General features: G+C 49.6%; 17 protein-coding genes. 10 read left to right on the top strand and 7 right to left on the bottom strand.

Annotation, left to right across the window (positions count from 1 at the left end; translation table 11 throughout):
* Window positions 1-48: 48 nt before the first annotated feature.
* A complete protein-coding gene (gene paaD, locus OO017_RS09395) occupies window positions 49-534 on the top strand; it encodes a 1,2-phenylacetyl-CoA epoxidase subunit PaaD (RefSeq protein ID WP_266052224.1) in 486 nt (161 codons plus the stop codon).
* Between the two features lie 52 nt (window positions 535-586).
* Here the strand turns inward: paaD and OO017_RS09390 are convergent, their stop codons facing one another.
* From OO017_RS09390 to OO017_RS09380, 3 genes are all read right to left on the bottom strand, one after another.
* The gene (locus tag OO017_RS09390) at window positions 587-1,372 is read right to left on the bottom strand and encodes a copper resistance protein NlpE N-terminal domain-containing protein (protein ID WP_266052223.1); all 786 of its coding nucleotides are present in this window, start codon (window positions 1,370-1,372) and stop codon (window positions 587-589) included.
* A gap of 113 nt (window positions 1,373-1,485) precedes the next feature.
* Window positions 1,486-3,219, bottom strand: coding sequence for a M3 family oligoendopeptidase (locus tag OO017_RS09385; protein WP_266052222.1), 1,734 nt, complete (start codon window positions 3,217-3,219; stop codon window positions 1,486-1,488).
* Window positions 3,220-3,334: 115 nt separating this feature from the next.
* Entirely contained in the window at window positions 3,335-4,423 is a 1,089-nt protein-coding gene (locus OO017_RS09380) for a ferredoxin--NADP reductase (RefSeq protein WP_266052221.1), read from the bottom strand.
* Window positions 4,424-4,687: 264 nt separating this feature from the next.
* Here OO017_RS09380 and OO017_RS09375 point away from each other — a divergent pair, with 264 nt between their 5' ends.
* From OO017_RS09375 to OO017_RS09365, 3 genes are all read left to right on the top strand, one after another.
* Window positions 4,688-5,257: an HNH endonuclease gene (locus tag OO017_RS09375; RefSeq protein WP_266052220.1), complete on the top strand. Its 570-nt coding sequence runs from the start codon at window positions 4,688-4,690 to the stop codon at window positions 5,255-5,257.
* A gap of 54 nt (window positions 5,258-5,311) precedes the next feature.
* Window positions 5,312-6,007, top strand: a complete 696-nt coding sequence (locus OO017_RS09370) for a peptidoglycan DD-metalloendopeptidase family protein (RefSeq protein ID WP_266052219.1) — start codon at window positions 5,312-5,314, stop codon at window positions 6,005-6,007.
* Window positions 6,008-6,111: 104 nt separating this feature from the next.
* Window positions 6,112-6,960, top strand: coding sequence for a mechanosensitive ion channel family protein (locus OO017_RS09365; protein WP_266052218.1), 849 nt, complete (start codon window positions 6,112-6,114; stop codon window positions 6,958-6,960).
* A 92-nt stretch (window positions 6,961-7,052) separates the two neighbouring features.
* Here the strand turns inward: OO017_RS09365 and OO017_RS20015 are convergent, their stop codons facing one another.
* Window positions 7,053-8,261, bottom strand: coding sequence for an ABC transporter permease (locus tag OO017_RS20015; protein WP_266052217.1), 1,209 nt, complete (start codon window positions 8,259-8,261; stop codon window positions 7,053-7,055).
* 66 nt (window positions 8,262-8,327) lie between these two features.
* Here OO017_RS20015 and OO017_RS09355 point away from each other — a divergent pair, with 66 nt between their 5' ends.
* From OO017_RS09355 to OO017_RS09345, 3 genes are read left to right on the top strand one after another with little or no spacing between them, the layout of a single operon-like run.
* Window positions 8,328-9,551 (top strand): exo-beta-N-acetylmuramidase NamZ family protein, encoded by a 1,224-nt coding sequence (locus tag OO017_RS09355; protein ID WP_266052216.1) that lies wholly within the window; start codon window positions 8,328-8,330, stop codon window positions 9,549-9,551.
* Window positions 9,552-9,553: 2 nt separating this feature from the next.
* Window positions 9,554-10,480, top strand: coding sequence for a methionyl-tRNA formyltransferase (fmt, locus tag OO017_RS09350; protein WP_266052215.1), 927 nt, complete (start codon window positions 9,554-9,556; stop codon window positions 10,478-10,480).
* Window positions 10,481-10,485: 5 nt separating this feature from the next.
* On the top strand, window positions 10,486-10,974 hold the full coding sequence (locus OO017_RS09345) for a dihydrofolate reductase (protein WP_266052214.1): 489 nt from the start codon (window positions 10,486-10,488) through the stop codon (window positions 10,972-10,974).
* Between the two features lie 77 nt (window positions 10,975-11,051).
* Here the strand turns inward: OO017_RS09345 and porU2 are convergent, their stop codons facing one another.
* Window positions 11,052-16,022 (bottom strand): putative type IX secretion system sortase PorU2, encoded by a 4,971-nt coding sequence (gene porU2, locus OO017_RS09340; protein ID WP_500797067.1) that lies wholly within the window; start codon window positions 16,020-16,022, stop codon window positions 11,052-11,054.
* 73 nt (window positions 16,023-16,095) lie between these two features.
* Entirely contained in the window at window positions 16,096-17,193 is a 1,098-nt protein-coding gene (locus tag OO017_RS09335; RefSeq protein ID WP_266052212.1) for a putative type IX sorting system protein PorV2, read from the bottom strand.
* Between the two features lie 282 nt (window positions 17,194-17,475).
* On the opposite strand from OO017_RS09335, the gene OO017_RS09330 reads away from it, so the two are divergent.
* The 3 genes from OO017_RS09330 (at window position 17,476) to OO017_RS09320 (ending at window position 21,526) form a co-directional block, all read left to right on the top strand.
* Window positions 17,476-17,814, top strand: a complete 339-nt coding sequence (locus OO017_RS09330; RefSeq protein ID WP_266052211.1) for a PadR family transcriptional regulator — start codon at window positions 17,476-17,478, stop codon at window positions 17,812-17,814.
* A 2-nt stretch (window positions 17,815-17,816) separates the two neighbouring features.
* Window positions 17,817-20,339 (top strand): PspC domain-containing protein, encoded by a 2,523-nt coding sequence (locus OO017_RS09325; RefSeq protein ID WP_266052210.1) that lies wholly within the window; start codon window positions 17,817-17,819, stop codon window positions 20,337-20,339.
* A gap of 824 nt (window positions 20,340-21,163) precedes the next feature.
* On the top strand, window positions 21,164-21,526 hold the full coding sequence (locus OO017_RS09320) for a hypothetical protein (protein WP_266052209.1): 363 nt from the start codon (window positions 21,164-21,166) through the stop codon (window positions 21,524-21,526).
* 19 nt (window positions 21,527-21,545) lie between these two features.
* Here OO017_RS09320 and OO017_RS09315 read toward each other — a convergent pair whose 3' ends face one another.
* Window positions 21,546-22,988 carry a CCA tRNA nucleotidyltransferase gene (locus tag OO017_RS09315; protein ID WP_266052470.1) on the bottom strand — a complete coding sequence of 481 codons (1,443 nt, stop codon included), beginning with the start codon at window positions 22,986-22,988 and terminating at the stop codon, window positions 21,546-21,548.
* Between the last annotated feature and the right edge of the window lie 38 nt (window positions 22,989-23,026).

Here is a 23,026-nt window from a genome sequence, read left to right as displayed (position 1 = left end):
GGTTTCATGATAAACTAGCAACTGATAACTACTGACAAATAACCAATTATGAACCTGACCAATGAAAACATATTAACCCTGCTGGAGGAGGTAAAAGACCCTGAGATACCGGTATTGTCGCTGGTGGATCTGGGGGTGATTACGGGTGTGGAGATATCGGAAGATGATCACGTGACCGTAAACATGACCCCTACCTTTGCCGGTTGCCCTGCCATGGACTACATGAAAAAGGACGTGGAGCGCACACTTGAAAAGCACGGCATCAGCAACTATACGGTTAATATGACCTTCGATAAGCCCTGGGATAGTAACAAACTATCTGAAAAGGGTCGTCAGCATCTGAAAGAATTTGGTCTGGCACCTCCACCAAAGTATGATGTGATTCTGGACCTAGATATTCTGGAGCATGTAGCCTGCCCTTATTGCGACAGCGAGAACACCACGCTCCGCACACCTTTCGGCCCAACGCTTTGCCGCTCCATGCACTACTGCAACGATTGCAAGCAAATGTTTGAGCAGTTTAAGCCTCTGTAAAGTATAAAAACGAAGCGCCTGCTATACTCAGCAGGCGCTTCGTTTTTATACTTTACTTATCACCCAAATACATACCACAACCCTTAAAATTGATACCTTTGGCTGTTACCCGCACCAGGTACGGCGACACTTTACCTGACATCGTATCCTCACAGGGTTGCTTAATTATCTCCACCTCTAACTTTCCAGCCTCGGTTGTGGCGCTGTAGGTTGTTTTGTTGCCCTCTGTAACCGGATCAGGCACTGGCGTCTCCAAAGCTATACTTTCAGAAGGCAAGGTCCTGAAGTTCATACTTTCCTCCAGGTCAATTTCCAGCGACCATCCCGGTTCATTTCCGGTAGCCACGAAATCAACCCCAAGCTCCCTTTTTTTGCTCCACAAGGCTGGGTTTTCTTCAGGCTGTGCGGTGTCTCTTTTTAACCGGTACATGGGTGCCAGTGCCGTGGTAATGGGTTTACCCTCCCGGTCCAGCATGTTTAGCTCGCCGTTCGGAGCGAGTTCGAAACTGGTGGGAGATCGCGTATCAGAAGACTCAAGTTCTAGTTTTCCCTTGCTAAGGCGCCAGGTGCCACCTCTTGTATAGGGCTGTACATCGCGGTCCTGGTAAATCATGGTTTCTTCAAACCTGTTGTCAGCGCTCAGGCTTAGGTTGTAGTTGATACCCGGGCAATCGGCACAGGGTATAACGCCACGCCAGGTTCCCACAACAGCGGCAGGCGCTATTGTTTTGCCCACATCCACAGGTTCTGTTGCTACTTCCGCACCCGGACTTGTGGTGCAGCCACTGCCACATAGCATAACTCCCATCAACAGTGCAGTAAAAACTCTTTTCATCATGCTAAAGCTTACGCACAAAGTATAAAGCTGTTTTTCAGGGACAACATTCCTAAAACAAGAGCGCCTTGCAGTTTATGCAAGGCGCTCCGTCTACAAAAGTATGTTAGTCTTATCTACACTTTCGCCATTTCATCTTTTACGAAATCTACCAGGCTCTTAATATAGTCTGAGCTAAAATCAAACTTGATACCGGCGGCCTCATACACTTCGCCGATAGAAACTGTGTAGCCCAGGCTCAGCGCACGCTTGTAAGAGGCCAAACCTTCAGATGGGTTCTCCTTATAGTTCTTCCAGACGGCAATGGCACCAAGTTGCGCCATGGCATACTCAATGTAATAGAACGGCACCTCGTAAATGTGCAGCTGCTTCTGCCACATAAACGGCTTATACTTCTCCAACCCCTCCCAGTTCACTAACTTGTGGTTAAAGGTGTTGAAGATACTGAGCCACTCCTGGTGGCGCTGCTCCTGTGTCTGCTCTGGGTGCTCATAGATCCAATGCTGGAATTTATCCACTGTGGCAACCCACGGGAAAGTTTCCAGGACACTTTCCAGGTGCGTCTTCTTGGCACGCTTCAGTTCGTCCTCATCCTCAAAGAAAGTATCCCAATAGTCCATCGAGATCAGCTCCATCGACATAGAGGCCAGCTCAGCCACCTCTGACGGTGGGTGCTTGAAAGAGTTCAGCCACAGGTCGCGCGTCAGGAAGGAATGTACCGCGTGGCCGCCTTCGTGCAGCATGGTGATAACGTCACGGAGGCTGGAGGTGGCATTCATGAAGATGAACGGCACGCCGATCTCATCCAGCGGGTAGTTATAACCGCCCGGCGCTTTGCCTTTTCGTGACTCCAGATCCAGATGGCCCATTTCGCGCATGGTGGCCAGGCAGTCGCCCAGGTAGGTATCCAGTTTGTAAAATACCTGCACCGTCTTTTCCAACAGCTCGTCACCCGACTTAAACGGTTCCAGCGGCTTCTTCCCGGTTGGGTCTACGTCAAGGTCCCAGGGGCGCAGTTGCGCTACACCAAGTTGATCCTTGCGCTCCTCATCCAGTTTTGTAAGGAGAGGAACAATGGTCTCCTCGATAGAAGTATGGAAATCGAAGCAATCCTGCGGGGTATAATCGAAACGGCCCATGGCGGCAAACATGTAGTCGCGGAAATTTTCGAAATCAGCGTTTGTGGCCACCTTATGGCGCAGTTTCAGCAAACCATCGAACAGTTCATCCAGCTTTTCGCGGTCCTGGAAACGGCGCTCCTGCACCACGCGCCATGCCTCCTCGCGCACGGCTCTGTCGGTACGCTTTAGGCGGTCAGCGGCGCGCTGCAGCGTCATTTCCTCCCCATCCAGCGTTACCGTCATAGCACCAGTTACGGCCGCATATTGCTGCTGTTTGGTGCTGATCTCGGTTTGCAGCGGAATGTTTTCTTCCCGGAAAATTTCCAACGCACGCTCCACTCCTCGAAGATAGATTTTATACTTTTCCTTGTCCAGGCCAGCTACGTACGGAGAGTGCATCAGCTTCAGGTTCAGCTCGTGGTCCAGCGGCGCAATGTTAGGCTCTATCTCTGAGATAAAATACTGAAAAGCCTGTGTGGTTTCCTCATTTTGGGTATCACAGGTCATCCGGATGTAGCGCCAGCCAAGATCCTCAGAAAGCACGCTCTCCAGTTCACTTCGGTCCCGCATCCACTTCTCCAGCTCTTCCACACCACCGATATGGCGGGTCTTCAGTTCTTCAAAGTATGGCTTTATGGTTTCCCACTGCTCCACCTTAAAGTCTTCGGAGAGATAAGTGCGGGGCATGCGTTCTGGAATCGTCAGGTTAGTTGTTTGTTGTATTGTCATTATAGCAATGTATATTTCGGAAGTACAATATAGGCACTTCTTATGAAAGTACAAAAAAAAGAGCTGCGCCATAAGAAATTCTTCAGGCGCAGCTCTTTTATACGTTTTTTATGTCTTAACCGATCTCAATCACCACATTTGATGTTAAAGGATGCCCCACACAGTTAAGGGTGTAGCCTTCTTCCATCTCGGCATCAGAAAGGCCCTCCCGCTCATCCAGGTGCACTTTTCCGCTCAGGCACTTACCACGGCAAGCGGTGCAAAGCCCAGCTTGGCAAGAGTAGGGCAAGTCAATATCCTGCTCCAGAGCCGCTTCCAGTATCGTCTGGTCAGGCTCTACCACAAAGCTGTACTCTGATCCTTCATAAATGACTGTTACCGTCTGGGTCGTGATTTCCCCGTCGTCCTCTGAAGAAAGCACAGCGCCATGCTGCGACTCCTGCTGCTGTTTATCCAGCAGTTTGTTGCTCACAAAGCTCTCCCTGAAAATGCGGTCTGACGGCACATGCAGTACATCCAGCGCATGCCGCACCTCTTCCATCATACCCTCCGGACCACACATGTAGTATACGGCATCCGATACTTTGGCTAATTGCAGTCGCTCCAGGATCTTGATGATCATGCTCTGGTTCATGCGGCCGCGGTGGTCGCAGGCCTCCTGCGGCTGGCTGAAAATATACTCCACGTGCAGGCGTCCCTCGTGTTGCGCCTCCAGTTCCTGCAGTTGTGCTTTAAAAATCACAGATTCCTCGTCTCGGTTACCGTAAAGCAAGGTTACTTTACTATTCGGCTCCTCGCGCAGCACCGCCTTAAGTATAGACATGAGGGGCGTGATGCCGCTACCGGCACCGAACAGCAGCACCTGCCGCTGGTTGGTAGGGGCACAGGTAAGGCAGAAGTTACCGATCGGCTCCATCACCTTAACCTCCTGCCCTACCTGCAGGTTATCCAGCAGGTAATTCGACATCAGGCCAGCCTCCACGCGCTTTACCGTTACCGACAGGCGCGGCGCTTCGTGCGGGGTGCTACTGAGGGAATACGAGCGGCGTATTTCCTTGCCCTCTATCGGCAAAATAAGCGTCAGGAATTGCCCGGGCTTATAGTCTATTGCTTGTTTTTCAGGGTGTTCAAAGTGTATGGTGGCAGCATCTGCCGTTTCACGGGTAATTTCTACAACCTTTAGGTTAAGATAAGGGTTACTCATGTTTTTATGCTTTTGCTCTGATTAGTCTAGGTCTAAAACTTATTTCAATTCTGAAAGTTACGACAATCCCTCCTGTTCTGGGAAAGTATCGTATAAATTTTGAGATACCAGCCTCAGGTACACAATAAAAAATTTGAATATTAGTTGTAAAATATATTAAAAAAAAGCTGAACTTTACCGAACGTTGCATAGGCTACGGTACTTTTACCAAACAGCCTTGCGCCTGTATTGAACGCGATCTTTCTTTAACATGAAAACAACCCCATGCTGTACAAATTAACTCTAAAAAACTGTGAAAAAACTGTAGTTGTAGATGACACTACGTACGATTACATCCAAAACAATGCGTATCTGCAACAAATTGAATTTCTGAAGCACCTGCGCATCCACTCCAACGGCTACGCCTTCTTTCAGAAGAACTGGCCTCTCAAAAACGGCAAGTACCGGAACGAGACTATTTACCTGCACAAAATGATCGGGGAGCAGATGCTGGCTAAGCCTGAGAGCGACCTGAAACTATACGTGCACTTTAAGAACGGTAACAAACTGGACTGTCGGCGCGAGAACCTGGAGTGGGCCCCTCTTTGCAAAATTGTTCGCAACACGACTAAAACAGAGAATAAGCTTGGTGTGCGCGGGGTACATAAAGAGGCACAGAAGTATCGTGCCATTATCCACCACAATAAGCAGCGCATTAACCTGGGCACCTTCGAAACCCTGCAGGAGGCCGCCTTGGCCTACAGCAAAAAGTCTGAAGAGCTTTTCGGTAAGACTAAAAGCCTTAAGACCTTTTCCAAGGTTTTAGAGGAGGAAGAGGCTGCGCCTTTAAACTAATTTCTGCTTAACTTGCACATTGGGTAACCTAATACGTACCCATTGTGCAAGCTTATGAACAATACTCCAAACCTAAGCAACCTTCTTAGCAGGCACTGCCATGCCTTCGCCCCCGTACTGGACGCTGACCTGAACGCTGATTGCGTGTGTACGCTGGATTTCTCCGAAAAGAACCAGTTGCTGCAAAACACCAACCTTCAGAATACTGATGCATTTAATGAAGCCGTTGAACAGATGCTGCAGGAGCGCAATGCCACAACCGGCGTAGGCGGCTACCTGGAAAACCGCTTTATCTACCGCCGCAGCCGCCACTTTGACGTGCAGGCCGAAAGCCGTGACCTGCACCTGGGTGTAGATGTATGGCTGCCCGCCGGAACAGCGGTGTTTACCCCGCTCGACGCCATCGTGCACAGCTTTAGAGACAACGATAACTTTGGTGATTACGGCCCAACTATTATTCTACAGCATGAGTTGGAGGGCGTCACATTTTATACTTTATATGGGCACCTGACCCGTTCCTCGCTTCAGGGCCTGCAGGAAGGTCAGCATTTTGCCAAAGGCCGCAAAATTGCAGAAGTCGGCCCTTACCCCGAAAACGGCCATTGGCCGCCGCACCTACACTTCCAGGTCATCTGCTCCATGGAGGGCAAGTATGGTGATTTTCCGGGTGTAGCTACCCTGGCGGAGCGTGCTAAGTATGAGCAGCTTTGCCCTAACCCAAACCTGATCCTGCAGTGCCGTCACCTGTAGCCACTTTGCAAATCCGCCTCATTTTATTGTAAATTGCAAGTTTACAGGCGTTGTCGCGTCAACCTGCAGCGCCTATTTTTTCACCCAAAACCAATAGTAACAAGATGGAATTGGACATAGATTCTATGCGCGAAATGGTCGTGAACTTTGCTGTGCTGTATGGCATAAAGCTTTTAGTGGCCATTTTCATTCTGGTGATCGGCACCTGGATCATTACACGGCTAAACAAACTGGTAAAGAGCCTGATGCTTCGTAAAGGCGTGGACGAATCGCTGCGGCCGTTCCTGAGTAGTATCGTTAACATTTCGCTGTGGGTGTTGCTGATTGTGCTGGTGATTGCGCAATTAGGTGTTGAGATGACCTCTTTCATTGCTGTGTTGGGCTCTGCCGGTCTGGCCATTGGCCTGGCCCTACAGGGAAGCCTCTCCAACTTTGCGGGCGGAGTACTTATACTTACCATCAAGCCATTCCGGGTTGGCGATTATATTGAGGCACAGGGCCAGGGAGGTACCGTGCAACTCATCAACATCTTTAATACCGTTCTGAAAACAGCTGACAACAAAACCATCTACATGCCGAACGGCCCGCTGGCCTCCACCGTGGTTGTGAACTACTCTGTAGAGGCAACGCGGCGGGTGGAGCTGCTTTTTACCGTTTCTGTAAACAACGACATTGGAAAAGTGCGCCAGCTGCTTCAGGAACTGATAGCGCAGGATGAGCGTGTGCTGCAGGAGCCTGCGCCTGCTATAGTTGTCACAAACTTTGCGGAGCACGCCATCACAATCAGCACCCGCATCTGGTGCAAGCGAGAGGACTTCTGGAGCCTGTTCTGGGACATGAATGAACGCGCCAAAGCTGCCTTCGAAAAAAATGGCATTGCCATGCCAGTGCCACGCCGTGAAGTGCTTTCACAACCAAACGGTAGGGCGACAAATGCAGAGATCGGGGCTTAACACTAGATTCAAAGTATAAAAAAGAGCGGCGCTTAACCTGGCTGGGTTAGGCGCCGCTCTTTTTTAATCAGGCTCTTGAGTGACTCCTGAAATCAATCAAACTTAATCGCTTTCACTGGTTTGATGCGGGCAATCATGGCGGCAGGTATAAGTATGGCCAGCATAGTCAACACCAGGGTAAGGGCATTCAGAATAAGAATCATCCCAAAGTTCCAACTGATCGGCACGCGGTCCATGTAGTAGTTTTCTGGGTCCAGCGGAATCAGTTCGAAATAGTATTGTAAGGCACAGAAACCGATTCCGATAAGGTTACCCCACAGCATTCCTTTGAGCGTCAGTTTTAGCCCCCGGAAATAGAAAACCTGACGGATCTGCGCATCCGTGGCTCCTACGGCTTTCAGAACACCAATCATGTTGATCCGCTCAATAATCATGATAAACACCGTGGAAACCATGTTAAAAGTAGCCACAAAGATGATCAGCACCAGGAAAATCACCACGTTCTTCTGCAGCAGTTTCAGCCAGTCGAAAAGCTGGGCGTGGCGGTCGGTTATCTTCTCCAACTGCAGGTCATAATTCATACTTTCGAACACCAGCTCTGCCGCCTGGTCTATCTGCTCAAAATCCTTTAGCACCACTTCCACGCCCCCTACCAACGTATCGGGCCAGTTGTTGAGCTCACGGATCAGCTTTATGTCGCCGAGTACGAATACTTCATCAAACTCCTCCAGACCAGTGTTGTATATTCCGCTTACCTTCAGTTTTCGGGCGCGTGGCGGGTTTTGTATAAAGTAAAAGATGGCCTCGTCGCCCACTTTAAGGTGCAGTTTATTCGCAATCGCCTGACTCAGGAGTACGTCTTTCGAGGAGGCAGAATCCGTAAACGCCATTAGTTCTCCGCCTTCCAGGTTCTGCTCCATCGCACTGAGGTCGTAGTTCTCCCCCACGCCCTTCACCACCACGCCCAGCACCTCATCCTCGGTTTTAATGATCGCGGTTTTGCGGGCAAAGGACTGTACTTTTTTTATACCTGGAATAGAGTCCGTAACACCGATGTTGTAACTGATGGGAGCCCCTTCGTAAGAATTGTTCGTGTCATACTTGCTGATTTGCAGGTGCGCCCCAAAACTGAAGATCTTGTCCCGAATCTCGTTCCGGAAACCCTCCAGTATGGCAAAAGACACAATCATGATAGCAATACCGGCGGCTATGCTAATAATTGCTATTTTTGTAACCGACTGCGTAAATGAGCCGGTCTGCACTTCTGATATTTTATCGGATATGTATTTGGAGATGTTCACTCGCCTTAATTCACATTAACAGCCTTAAAGATAGGTATGAATTTTGACTTCTACCTTACAAAAAAGATGACACACCCTATCCTATACCTTTCCACATCGCTGCTGCTCTCGCTTGGCGGCTGCAACTCGAAACAAGTGCCTACCACAGCACCTGAGCAAACGCCAACCACTGCCACAGCTCCTGAACCAATGGCACAACCCCTGAAAACAGGCGCCGAGCAACTGGAGTTATACTTGCCACAACTGCAGGGTAAGCGCATCGGCATGATCGTGAACCAAACTTCTACTGTCGGCGACACGCACCTGGTGGATACCCTCCTGAGCCGCGGCGTAGAAATAAAAACGATTTTCGCCCCGGAGCACGGCTTCCGAGGTGAGGCCGATGCAGGTGCGCACATCAAAGACGGAAACGATCCGAAGACCGGTCTTCCGATCATCTCCCTCTACGGCAACAACAAAAAACCGCTGCCGGAGCAGGTGAAAGACCTCGATGTGCTGCTGTTTGACATACAGGATGTGGGCACGCGCTTTTATACCTATATCAGCACCATGCACTATGTAATGGAGGCTGCCGCTGAGAATGGCAAAGAGGTAGTGATACTGGACCGCCCAAATCCGAATGGTTACTACGTGGATGGTCCGGTGCTGGAGCCTGAGCAGAAATCGTTTGTGGGCATGCACCCCATCCCGATCGTGCACGGCCTCACTGTAGGCGAACTGGCTAAGATGATAAACGGCGAGAAGTGGCTGGAGGGGCAGCGGCAGGCAAAGTTAACCGTCATCCCGATGGCTAACTATGACCATAGCATGCCATACGAGTTACCGGTAAAGCCGTCACCAAACCTGCCAAACGCGCAGGCCATTGCCCTTTACCCTTCTATCTGCTGGTTTGAGGGTACCAACGTGAGCGTAGGCCGCGGAACGCCAACACCTTTTCAGCTTATAGGTAGCCCATACTATCAGAAAAAGGACTTCAGCTTTACCCCTGTTAGTACGCCAGGTGCTACCAATCCGCCGCACAAGGGAGTGGTTTGCTTTGGCAAGGACTTAACAGAGGTAGAGGTGGCCGACAAGATAGACCTGGCATACCTGCTGGACATGTACCAGAACTCCACTAACAAGGATAAGTTCTTCAACAGCTTCTTTGAGAGGTTGGCGGGCACCTCTAAGCTGCGCGAGCAGGTGATTTCCGGCAAGACAGAGGCTGAGATCCGTGCCAGCTGGCAGCCAGCCTTATCCGACTATAAAACCAAGCGCAAGCAGTACCTGCTTTACCCAGACTTTAACTAAAGATGAAAGACTTACGCATCGTGTTTATGGGGACACCGGATTTTGCGGTGCCCACCCTGCAGACACTTGTTGAACACAAGTATAACGTGGTCGCCGTTATTACGGCACCCGACAAACCTGCCGGCCGTGGCCAAAAGCTGAACCAGTCGCCGGTGAAGGAGTATGCCGTGGAACAGGGTATACCGGTGCTGCAGCCAACCAACCTGAAGTCAGAGGCTTTCTTGGAAGAGTTGCGCAGTTACAAAGCTAACCTGCAGGTGATTGTAGCATTCCGGATGCTGCCCAAGGTGGTGTGGGCAATGCCGGAACTTGGCTCGTTTAACATACACGCGTCGCTGCTGCCGCAGTACCGCGGGGCAGCGCCTATTAACTGGGCCATCATCAACGGGGAAAAGGAAACCGGCGTTACCTCTTTCTTCCTGAAGCACGAGATTGATACCGGCGATCTCATCTACCAGGAGCAAGTGCCTATTCTGGAGGAAGATGATTTTGGATCGTTGTACGAGAAGCTAAAGTATAAAGGAGCTGACCTGGCCTTACGTACTGTGCAGGCCATAGAGCGCGGCGATGTGCAGCCGCAACCGCAGCTGACATCTCAAGAGGCCAAACACGCCTCTAAGATCTTTAAGGATACCTGTGCAATCAACTGGAACCAGCCGGCAGAGCAGGTTCGGAACTTTATCAGAGGCCTTAGCCCCTACCCCACCGCCTGGGCAAACCTGAACGGCAAGAACTTCAAGATCTATAAGGTAGAGGTGCTGAAGGATACAGCTTATACTTCGGAGCCGGGCACTCTTCACACAGATAACAAGACCTTCCTGCACATACAAACTGCCGCAGGTGCTGTATCTATACTTGACCTGCAGATGGAAGGCAAGAAGCGCATGCCGGTGCAGGATTTGCTGCGAGGCTTTAATTTTGAAGTATAAACTGTATGATAGCCATCGTAGTAGCCGCCGCCGAGAACAACGTAATCGGCAAAGACAATGACCTGATCTGGTACCTGCCTGCAGACCTGAAGCACTTCAAGCGCCTTACTATGGGCCACCCGATGCTCATGGGCCGTAAGACCTATGAAGCTATCGGTAAACCTCTGCCGGGCCGCACCTCCATTATCATCACCACCCAAAAGGATTACAAGGCAGAGGGATGTGTGGTGGTACACTCGCTGGAGGAGGCTATTGCAAAAGGCCAGGAGTTGGATGCGGAGCAGGTAAGCATTATAGGTGGAGCCAACATATATAAGCAGGCCCTACCCCTTGCCGATAAAGTATACCTGACGCGTCTGCATCATACTTTCGAGGGCGATGCTTACTTTCCGGAGCTACCGGAAAACGAGTGGAAAGTAGTAGAGCAGGAAACACATGAGGCAGACGAGAAGAACAAGTATAGCTATACTTTCCTGACGCTGGAAAGAAAGTAGCACACGTCCAGCAAGTATAAAAAGATAGGGCCGCTGAATCAGCGGCCCTATCTTTTTATACTTGTAGCTGCAGTAGTTTAGCGCAGAATATAAAGCTTACCGTAGCCATTCTTGAAGGTACCATCTCCGAATGTATTGCGGTGTTTCATGTCCTCCTCTGCCTTGCTCATCACCACGCGGTAGAGGTATACACCATTGGCCAGTTTATCCCCATACATATCGGTGCCATCCCAGGCATACTCGGTCTTGTTGTTACCGATGCGCAGCGGGCCCAGTTCCTCCTTCATAATTTCTTTCACAACCTTACCGGTAATGGTCAGGATCTGGATCTTCATGTGCTCCGGAATAGTGCTACCGGTAATGGTGAAGATGAAGTTGGTCTTGGTAGAGAACGGGTTCGGGAACGGATAGAAGTTGGATATACTTGACTCGCTCACCACCTCGAAGCCAATCCTGTACGGTGATACGCCAGACTCTTTTCCAGCAGCGTCTTTAGCCCGTACCTGTAAAGTATACTTGCCATCCTCCAACTTACCTGGTTTATACTCTAGCTTAAAGTCATTGGCTTCTGTGGCTGGCGTATAAACTACTTCCTGATTCGCCATCAACTCAACCTCTTTTTCCTGCCCCTCCGGTGAGATAAGCACCATTGACATTCGGGAAGGGTCCTGCAGGAACACGTGCCTGTTCTCATCCTTCACCGTTACGCTGATCAGCGGGCTAGGCGAAACAATATCCCCATCCAAAATATGGATACCATCAAAGGCCACATCCATGATCGGGTGCAGCTTAGACTTCACCTTAAAGTCTACCTCATAGATGTTGTTAGCATACTCCTGCTCAAGCACAAGGCGAGGATTCACATAGAAACTGATCGAATAATCTCCGTCCAACTCCGCCGTAGAAACAGCATGATTAAAGTATACTGTCTCGTTCGCTCCCAACGGCTTTATCTTGAAACGCGATGTAGTAGACGAAATACCTGCTCCACTAAACACCACCTCTACTGTCAATGAATCTGTAAAAGCTGTTGATGTTACGTTCTGGAAAGCCATAGGCACCGTCAGATTGCCGCTTCCAGCTAGTTGGCTAAGGTCGTCACTACTCGCTTTTACCAGGTCGGGGCGAATTACTCCTTCCGGCACCGGGTCATACAGTACAAACCACTCCTTCAGTTGAGGCGCCGTACGTGCCGTTGAGTCTGATAAGAAAGCAGAAAGCTTTAGGTTTGGATACAGAGTCGCATCTATGTGAGAAATATCCAGTACCCTGGAAGTAACCTTATTTTCTAGCACCGTTTCCTCACCCGCTGCATTTACACCAATCAAGCGCAGTGTATACTTGTCGTTTCCGCCAGCATATGCTTTAATATCGTGGTGCAGAGAACCCCATTTTAAAGCCGGGCCTATCGCAGTTGAAGTTATCGTACCCGTCTGGCGGTTGGATTCCAGCGTAACGTTTAATTCTATACTTTGAGAGGAGGCTGGTGTGCCGCCCTCACGTTCAGCTTCTTCCTTAGAGTATGTTTTTTCCTGTGCTGTACCTGGGGCTGCACCTTTCTGGCCTAGTAAGACGAATGGATCCCCAGTTCTTAGCTCATCGATCAACTTAGAGCCTATACTTTTGAAAGCTGCTTTCGTCTCATCCGTAAAATCATTAAACGGTATATTCTGCATCCCAATTACCGCCACATGGTAGCCTGCCGGGATGGAATTGATAAATGAATTCAGCTTGTCAATATTCACTTGTTTTCTTAAGTCATCAGTGTCAAAAATATATGGGTAAGTGGTACACATCACCTGCCCAGGTAAATCTGTAACTGGCTCCAGCGTCACATTATTAAACACGATGATATAAAAGCGGGGCTGGGTATACTTGTAATAGGTAGGGTTACCGCACCAGTAGTTAAGCTGCTGCCTGCCATCTATAAACAAGCCATATGGCGGATCGTTGAAGTGAATATCACCACCTGCCGTTTTGATATCAATAAATTTCCGAATCTTGCCAAACTCCCAAACTCCTCTTTCCTGATCAAGCGGTTTCATCCCGTCTAGAGTTGCTTCCGTAAATTGCCCACGGTGGCTTTGAGACCAACCAGCTGGTACTTCAGGAATATGCCTGAAAGAACTTTGAACCCACACTGTATCTTCACCTGTCTCATAGGTGCCAAAACGGGCGCGCCAGTAGTAGACAATGCTATCAGATGCGCTGTTGATTAAATTAACATCCCAACTGGCAAAACCAGACTTAGTGTTTGAGTTTTTCTTAAGCCAGGGACTGTTGAACGCATGGGTTGTATCTATTTCAAAATAAACACCTTTGTTTTCATTAGCCACTACAGACTGTACTGCTAAGGATACCGTCGTTGCCTCTACAATACTATACTTCATTGGTTTTACCAATGTTAAGCCGCTAGCAGATATATATCGCTGATATACCGCAGTATTGTTATCCTCCTTCAGTTCATCAATAGCATGGCGGCTGTCAACAGTTACTTCAAAGGTATTTATACCTTTCGAAGCAATACCTTTGTTTGGCAAAGTCAGTTGTACACGACTGCTGTTATAAACTGGTGCGACTTTAAAAGAGTCAGTATCCATCACCGTATTGTCAGGCAATGTACGTTTAACAGATAGATACAATGAATCTGAAATCGCTTTACCTAAATTCTGTACATCGAAAGAAAGAACAAGGGAATCTGAAACAGCACTGGCCATTACCCCTCTTTGACCTTTTAGCTCAAAACTATTTTCCTTCACCAAGTAATCAGGCTTATCAGGGTTATAAATTCGAACCGCCGGATCACCCTGCAGAATCATTTCAAGCATCATTGCTGTTGATATGCCAGATCGTGAAAGCTGCTGCACCCTTCTAACCGTCTCCCTCTGAACCTCCCCTAAGGTCTTCCCATAAAAGTCGGGGTCCTGAAAAGCTACGGAATAAAAGTTTGAACTATACCTGTTGAGATCAGAAACATACCCAGTATTAATATGCGCTATAAAAGCGATAGCTCCTTTATCTGGAGTTAAAATCCAGTCTTCTCCAAATGACGAGGTATTTGTATAGAATATTTCGCCAAGGTTACACCCATTCATAATCATTACCGGGTATTTGCCCTTGTTTTTATAGTTGCTAAGAGGGCTGGAAGGCACCCCAATATCCAAGTCTACCGTTCCGGATGAACTATGGCCAAAGAATGTGATCAAAGAAACACCGTTATTTATCTCTTTAGACACATCCATTGTTTCAACCACCTCACTCAGGTTTTTTCTGGTTTTCTGAATAACATTGGCTCCAAGTAGTGGGCCTTTAGCAATACTTGCATAATAATTCAGAAAACCATTAATCTGATCAATCTCTTCTACCTTTAAGCCGCCTCCTAGTTGAAGAATATTCTTTCGCCATTCCGCACCATCTTCAACTCCCTCATACTCTTTGAGTTTATTTAAGTAAGCGATGATATCATCAGGGGTCCTTGCTGTAATTCTCCCTGTCGCAATCCTTGGTTCATAGTTGTTGTTTCTGAAATCAGCTGAGAAAAGAATATCTGAACCTGGATGGGTTCCTAAGCCAGAAGGTACCAGGTCCTGACTTCTTGACGCAGCAGATTTATAGTTTAACCTTCGCAGTTCCAACGACTTGCCTAAGTACAGCATAAACTTCTGGCGGGGAGACTGTAACATGTAAGTTGATAGGCGTCGTAGAGCATTAGGTGAAAACTCCCCATAGTGAAACTGATCTGCCAGGTCATCTACAAAAACGAGCAGGGTATCGTATGCTCCACCAGCTGCTGATTTGCGGTAAGCTGCATACTCTTTAGGGGCAGGAATTGAACTCCCCTCTGCAGGTTGCATCAACAACTTGTTCGTTACGATAATGAAATTAAATGCCTCTGGTTTTATTTCCCGAAAGTTTACAGCCTTAGGGGTGCCCACAGGAATAAGAGCTTGATCGGTTCTCGCTAGCAGCACTTTTTGCTGATTTGGGCCAGCATTAAGTACAAAGCCTTTAGCTGTACCATTCACATACCCAGCAGTTCGTACAATGTTTTGCTGATCCGTTACATTATAGGCAATAACGCTGGCTGGCGCACTGGTAAACTCAAAGTATGGAGTGGCACTGCGCAATGAGTCGGTGTACAAGAACATGGACTTACCTGCATAAATACTTTTCTGAGGAAACGTAACTTGTGCATACGCTAAGCCGGCTTTACCCTTACTTCCGTTAACATCTTGTGAAACCAGTTGTAGGGTAACCCTATTTTGTGATGTGGTGATATGCGCAAATTCCAGCTCATGCTGAGATTTATAAAAGTCGTATGCTCCGTAATCGGCCGTATTGATTTTATAGGGGCTCCCATTAACAACATTTATATCGATGCGATGTGTTTTATCATCAGGACCAACAATAGCATACTTTAACAAAGGCTTGGGGCCAGTAGGTACTACGTTAGTAATTCCGGTAATATTAAAATTCAGTGTACTTTCTGATACGCTGGAGAAGTATCCTTCTCCTCTATCCATCCAAGGCATTCGGTTGGCACCGTAAGGCTTCCCGAGCTGTATTGTTCCTGTTTGCAGCAGAGTGGCCTTCTGCAAATGGTAAGGCTCCGGCGTCATCCCATTGGGGCTCGGGTTCAGCTCGCGCATGCGCTTGTTGCCACCGGCCGGATTTATGGTCAGGAAGTAGGCGGCAGAGTCGGTGTACATGCTGTGGAGCTGGTGCACCTGGTGAGCAGGGTTCTTGTAAAGTTCCTGATCGAGAACACCATCATTGCGTTCGCCATAAAACTCCATGTAGTCCTGTGCATCCAGACGGCCATCGGCCTCGCCGGCAACGTAAATGGCAACCTCTTTACCGCGGCGGAAAAGCTGCAAGTGTTGCGGGTTTACATTCGCTAGCCCGAGCTTTTGCAGGTATTCATAGTCCAGCTTATACAGGCCAGTCTCCACCACCTGCAGCTTGTGATATGTTTTTGAGTAGTCGATCCACTCGTTGCCGTACAGTTCCTGTGCCTGGGCTGCGCCTGCCGTTAAGCCTGCCACCATTAGTAAAACTGCCGTTATAAATCTTTTCATGCTAAAAGTCTTATACATGAGGTGTTCGCTAAAACTTTATACTTTAATCGAATGCGTACCCAAGCGAAACGATAACAGAGGAGGTGTTGCGGCTGCCAGCCGAGTTGCTCTCGCTGTTGTTGATGCGTGATAAGGCAAGGTCCAGGTTCAAGCCCCCGGTTTTTATGCCTACCCCGAAATTAGGTTGTATACGCTTTGTGGTACCTCCGTCGAAATTCTGCGTTTCCTGGTAATTATTAAGGCCACCGCGCACAAATACAGAGTTAGCGTACGCCAGCTCCAGCCCCACATGCGGGTCTACTGACATCAGATCAGACTTGAACAGTACGTTGCGCTTGCCATCAAAAGTAAAGTCTACATCGGTGGCCAGTGCGGCAGTAAGGTTATCGGTAAAGCGGAAGGATTTGCCTAACCCAAGTATAAGCCGGGGCAGGGTTAGTTCAGTGGTATTCTCGGGTAAGTCGTTGCCGGTTTGCAGGTAAGCCTCCTCCAGCTCCTCTACGTTATGGGTCCAGGCGGTAAAGGTGGTAGTGATGTCCTTGGCCATAACGCCGAATTGCCAGGAGCCGCGCTGCAACTGCGCCCCCGCATCAATACCAAAGCCGTAGGCATCGGCAAAATCGCCCACGTTGCGGTAGATGACCTTGGCACTGGCACCTAGCTGCAGCCCCTCGATCAGGTTGCTCTTGCGTGCGTAAGAAAGCAGCAGGGCATAGTCGGCCACGGAGAAGAAACGGATACTGTCGTACTGGATATAGCCGTACTCGTTCTGCAGGCGGCGGGTATCGGCAATATCATCCACACCCACCCGGATGAGTGAAACGCCTAGGGCGCTCACAGAATCGAGGGGCATGGCAAAACTGGCGAAGTCATTCTTGGCGATGCCGGCAAACAGCTCCGAGTGCATCAGGCTCACGTTATACTTGTTGGGCAGGCGCAGCAGTCCGGCGGGGTTCCAGTAGCCGGCGGTGGCATCCTCCGCCAGGGCCGACTGCACATTTCCCATGCCCAACGCGCGGGCTCCCACCCCCAGGTTCAGGAACTCATTGCTATACTTTGGCGTGGATACCTGCGCCTCGGCCACCGACCATGTGAGCAGTACCACCGCCGCCAACAGGCAACGAAGCAGAAAATTGTTCATCCTTGATAGTATAGGTTATATCACTCGCGAAAAAATTTTTATTGCATTTACCAAAGCCGCCCCTTTGCGCCTCCCGCCTGCCATTTGTGCCCTCTTAACACACTGCAGGCCGTTTTAGTTGACTCCGGCCGCAATTTATTTTAATCCAAAATTAATCATTTATAATAACAAATCCCCACTAGGATAACCATTATAAAAAAAGGGCGTAAAGAAAATCAAACAGTACCTTGCGTTACATAGTACCTTATTATATCTTTGCCTCAACATTATAACGGAATCATCATGAAAGTAGAAAACACACAAGTGCAGATGAGGAAGGGAATTCTCGAATTCTGCATCCTTGAGATTATCTCTCGTGGTGAAGTTTATGCGTCCGATATGTTGGAGGAGCTCACAGCGGCCAAGATGATCGTTGTGGAGGGTACCCTCTACCCCCTGCTCACCCGCCTGAAGAACGCGCAACTTCTAGAATACAACTGGGTAGAGTCTACCTCCGGCCCACCACGAAAGTATTACAAGCTCACCGACACCGGCAAAGAGTTTCTGGAACAGCTCCGAAACACCTGGTCCGAATTAGTTGACTCCACAGAATACATTATCCGAAACAAGAAAGCCCAGTAATCATGAAAAAGAATATAAGTATAAACTTGCAAGGCATCATTTTCCAGATCGAGGAAGATGGGTATGAGCAGCTTAACCGCTACCTCGCCTCTATCAGAACATACTTTTCTAACTATGAGGGGCACGAGGAGATTGTAGCCGACATCGAAGCCCGCGTTGCCGAGATTTTCTCCGCCAGAGTATCGCCGGCCAAACAGGTGATTACCCAGGAGGACGTGCAGTACCTGATCATGCGGATGGGTAACGTGACCGACTTTGAGGTGGAGGAACCGCTGGAGGAGGAAACTTACACCCATGCAGGCGCAGGTGCCGCAGCTGCTGGAACTGGCCCTGAGGCCAACTATACGCACACCACGGCAGGCCCTAAAAAGCTGTACCGCGACGTAAACCACAAGGTCATCGCCGGTGTGTCGTCCGGTATTGCCAACTACCTAAGTATAGACCCGCTCTGGATCAGGCTGTTCTTCGTGCTGCTGGTGCTGCTGGGCATCGTTTCAGCAGGTGTATCGGCCGCAACAGGCGTTATCCTTTATGTTATACTTTGGATAGCCATGCCGGAGAGCACCCTGCTGCCCGAAACCAAGGTACGTAAGCTTTTCCGTGACCCGGAGGATAAGAAACTGGCGGGAGTGTCAAGCGGCATAGCCAAGTATTTCGGGGTGGATGTGGCTGTTGTGAGGCTGATTTTCCTGATCTCGATCTTCCTGGGTGGCTTCGGCATCATTGCCTATATCGTACTCTGGATAGCCATGCCCGAGGCGGTAACCCTGACGGAGCGCATGCAGATGCAGGGCGACCCGGTAACGCTGGCAGGTATTGAGCGCACCCTGAAGGACAACCTGAACATGCGCGACAGCAACGGTGAGGAAAGCCCGCTGGCCAAGATCATCCTGCTGCCGATCCGCCTGGTCGCCCAGGTTATCAATTGGCTCGGACGTGCGCTGGGACCTGTACTTGCCTTCCTGATCACCCTGATTCGCGTGGCAGCCGGGGTTATACTTCTGGTGGTTTCCATCGGCCTTACCATCGCGCTCCTTTCCACGCTTTTTGTATCACTTGGTGTCATAGATCAGTCTGAGTACATCGTTTTAGGTGATTTTCCGGCCTCCGTCATGCTCGGGGGCTTTCCCAGGCTCGGATTGGTGGCAGGCTTCTTTGTAGGGCTAATTCCGCTTCTACTGCTGATCGTGCTGGGAGTAAGCCTGCTGATAAAGAGAACCTTCATGAAGCCAATTGTGGGCTGGTCAATGTTTGGCGTGTGGCTGGTGGCGCTATTTACCATGATCGCGACGATCATGATGTTCAGCAACAACTTTCGGCGCACCGGTGAGGTGATCACAACCAAAACTGTACCTGTAAGCAACTTTGGCACCCTTACCCTGGATGCCTACGACACGGGCCTGGACTACGACCATATTTATGTGGAGGTGCAGGAAAACAGCGGCTCAGACGTGGAGATTGTACAGCGCGTGGAGGCTAAAGGCAAAACAGAGGAAGAAGCCAAGCAAAACGCACGTATGATAACCTATCGCACCGTACTGAACGACTCCACCCTGCGTTTCGACGATAGCTATGAGTTTAAGGAGGATGCCGCTTTCCGCGATCAGGAGCTTAACCTGATACTTAAATTACCAAAAGACAAGCCACTGCGCATGACCAGAAGCTTCTTTTACCTGCTGCCTAGCGCTGCACTGGAGGGAGACTATGACCGTGAGAAAGTTTTACGCAACACCTGGAAAGTAAGCGGTGACCGCCTGGTGTGCCTTACCTGTGCCACTGATACTTTATCCACTGAGACAGATACCGATGATTTTAACGTGGACATCGACATGGATGATGACATGAGCTCCATAGAAATGAGCGGCAGTGTGTTGCTGAACGAAAACGAATATAGCAGCAACTCCCGAAGCTTCAACTTCCGTGACTTCAAGCGTGTTACCATCAGTGGTCCGTATCATGTGCAGCTGCGCCAGGGCGATAGTTACAGCGTAACCGTACGCGCCGGCGAAGATGAGATGAAGCGCATTGAACTGGATCAGAATGGCGATGAACTAGATATCAGTACAGAGGAAAAGTTCTTCCGGTTGTTTGATGACCGCGACCCGGTGCTTATCCAGATCACTGCTCCGGACTATAGCAAGATTGAACTGAACGGAGCGATAAAAGCCGATATGGGAAGTATAAAAACGGATAACCTGCGCATGAACTTCTCTGGTGCCATCCAGACGATGGCCAACCTGAACGTGCGTAACCTGACTGTGGATGCTTCCGGCGCTACGATCAGCAAATTTATCGGCAAAGCTGACCGTTTTGAACTTGATGCTACCGGGGCGTGCGGTGTAGACGCTGACAAACTGGAGGCCCGCTATGTGGATGTAGACGTAACCGGAGCCGGTGTGGCAGAAGTGTTCGCTACTAACACCCTGCGCGCCGACGCCTCAGGCACTAGCCGCATCGTTTACCGCGGCAACCCATCCGATACCATCATCGACAGCTCTGGCCCAAGCAGCGTGAAGCGCCGCTAAGGCAAGTATAAATTAAAAAGCTGGCTGAGTAGTTAAAATTTCTCAGCCAGCTTCCCCAACAACCGCCACTTAGTACAGAATAAAACTATTGTATCACAATAATATTACACCGACTCAGGTTATACTTGTAGTAGTGTTTGTTTAGTTGTTTGTTTGATGAGTGAATTTGACGGAGCCTACCCTAATAAAGGCTTCGTCAAAAACACTTCCTTTTCCCTACCCTCCCCGCCTTACCAGTACAACCCCTTTTTTCTGGATTAAAACCCTGTTCTTAGCGAGCAATAAAACCACCTTCTTATTTAATCATGAAGAATACTTCATATATCATGTTGGTGTTAATATCCTTTATGCACATGGTTCAGCCGTCCAAAGCTTGTGCGCAGCACCCGGATAATGTACCTTGCCATGAAAAGCTACTTTCTTACTAAACCTGGCAGGAAACACCTGAAACAGAGTGGTCTTTAGCCATTACGATACCCTCTGGCGGACAACTCCGCTATCTTGGCGCGGCTCACTCTACCAACCCGGATGACGCACAGTTCGCGGAAATACGAAAGTCATGGCAGGAACTGAAACCTACTATCGCTTTTTTTGAAGGCCCAGACCGTGGTACTGCAGCAACAGGCGCCGAGACGATAGCAAAACTGGGAGAATCTGGTTATGTCCGTTATCTGGCCAAGATAGAAAGTATAAAAGCACAGTCGTTGGAGCCAGGGCCACAGGACGAGGTAAATTATCTGTTATCCCTGAAAAAATTCACGACAGAGCAGATAAAGCTATTTTTTATACTTCGGGAGTCCAGTAGGCTATGGGAGCGAAAAGGGATGAACGAAGAACAAGTAAAAGCCGCCATTGCCCAACTACTGCCAAAGGCAAGCCAGATGCTGCCCGCATTTGCAGATGTTTTACCCGATACAGCTTCTCTGCAGCCAGCGTTTGAGAAGTATTGGTCAGCGCTGGCCGAGTGGTGGCAGGCACCAACAGCTTGGTTTACACCAGGAGGAAACGGAGAGGAAACCGGCGGGAAGTTCACCAATGAAATAAACCGCCACATCAGCGAGTTCCGTGATCTGCACATGTATCGGCTCCTAACCGAAGCTGTATTGCGCGGTGAGCGCGTACTGGCAGTAGTAGGCAGAAACCACGTGCCTATGCAGGCTCCCGCCATACGCTGCACACTAAAGTAAGATTAAAGGCAACTCCCTGCTACTCCCCTTTTCCTGACAAAGCTTTGTTGCTCACGACCGATAGGCCCAGTTCCTTTCCCTTTTCCAGAAGAAAGGCGTAGGCTTCGTCAAACTCATTTTTCACTTTCCCCTCTAAAATCGCCTCCGTCAGTACTTCCTTTAGCTCACCAACTGTTTTGGATGGCTTAAGCCCGAATGTCTCCATAATGATCTCGCCCGTGATCACCGGCTGGAAGTTGCGCAGCTTGTCGCTCTCCTCCACCTCCACCAGGCGTTTTTCCACCTTATCGAAGTTCTGCAGGTAACGCTTCACTTTGTTATCGTTTTTGGAGGTGATGTCGGCGCGGCACAGCTTCATCAGCGCATCTATATCGTCACCGGCCTCGAACAGCAGCCTGCGGATGGCAGAGTCGGTTACGGTTTCCTTTACCAGGGCAATGGGGCGCAGGTGCAGGCGCACGAGTTTCTGCACAAACTTCATGTGCTCGTTCAGGGGCAGTTTCAGGTCGCGGAAGAGGCGTGGCACCATGCGGGCGCCGCGGTCTTCGTGCCCATGGAAGGTCCAGCCCACTTTTGGGGAATAGCGTTTGGTATCAGGCTTGGCAATATCGTGCATAATGGCTGACCAGCGCAGCCACAGGTCATCCGATACCTGCGCCACGTTATCCAGCACCTGCAAAGTATGGTAGAAGTTGTCTTTGTGCGAGTTGCCGTTGATGGTTTCCACGCCCTGCAACTCCACCATTTTCGGGAAGATGAGGTGCAGCAGCCCGGAGGCAAACAGCAGCTTAAAGCCATAGCTTGGCACCGGCGAAAGTATGATCTTGTTCAGCTCGTCGGTAACCCGCTCCTGCGACACAATCTTGATGCGGTCTTTGTTTTCCATGATCGCATCAAAGGTGTCGGGGTCGATATCGAAGCCAAGCTGAGAAGCAAAGCGGATGGCGCGCATCATGCGCAGCGGATCATCAGAAAAAGTAATGCCCGGCTCCAGGGGCGTCCGGATAATTTTGCGGCGCATGTCCTTCACACCGTCAAACTCATCTATTAAATCGCCATAATTCTGCTTATTCAAGCTTATTCCCAAGGCATTGATGGTGAAGTCGCGGCGTTTCAGGTCATCATCCAGAGACCCCTGCTCCACCTCCGGCTTGCGCGAGTGCTCGCGGTATGATTCTTTTCGGGCACCCACAAACTCCACCTCCCACTCCCCGGAGCGCAGCATGGCGGTACCGTAATTCTTGAAGATGGACACCTTCGGCTTGTGCGGCAGTTTCTGAGCAACCATGGCAGCTAGGGCAATACCGTCGCCCACGCAAACCACATCTATGTCTTTGGATGGCCTTTTCAGCACCAGGTCCCTCACAAAACCACCGATCACGTAGGCATCTACGTCCAATTCATCAGCGGCCTCTGCTACAACATTAAAAATAGGGTGCTCAGGTAACTGTACTTTCTCCATCATTCTTAAAATCAAAACCTCAGGCTACAGAAGCGCGG

The sequence above is a fragment of the Pontibacter anaerobius genome (assembly GCF_026241195.1).
Classification (GTDB): domain Bacteria; phylum Bacteroidota; class Bacteroidia; order Cytophagales; family Hymenobacteraceae; genus Pontibacter; species Pontibacter anaerobius.
This window is presented reverse-complemented; position numbering and strand designations above follow the sequence as displayed.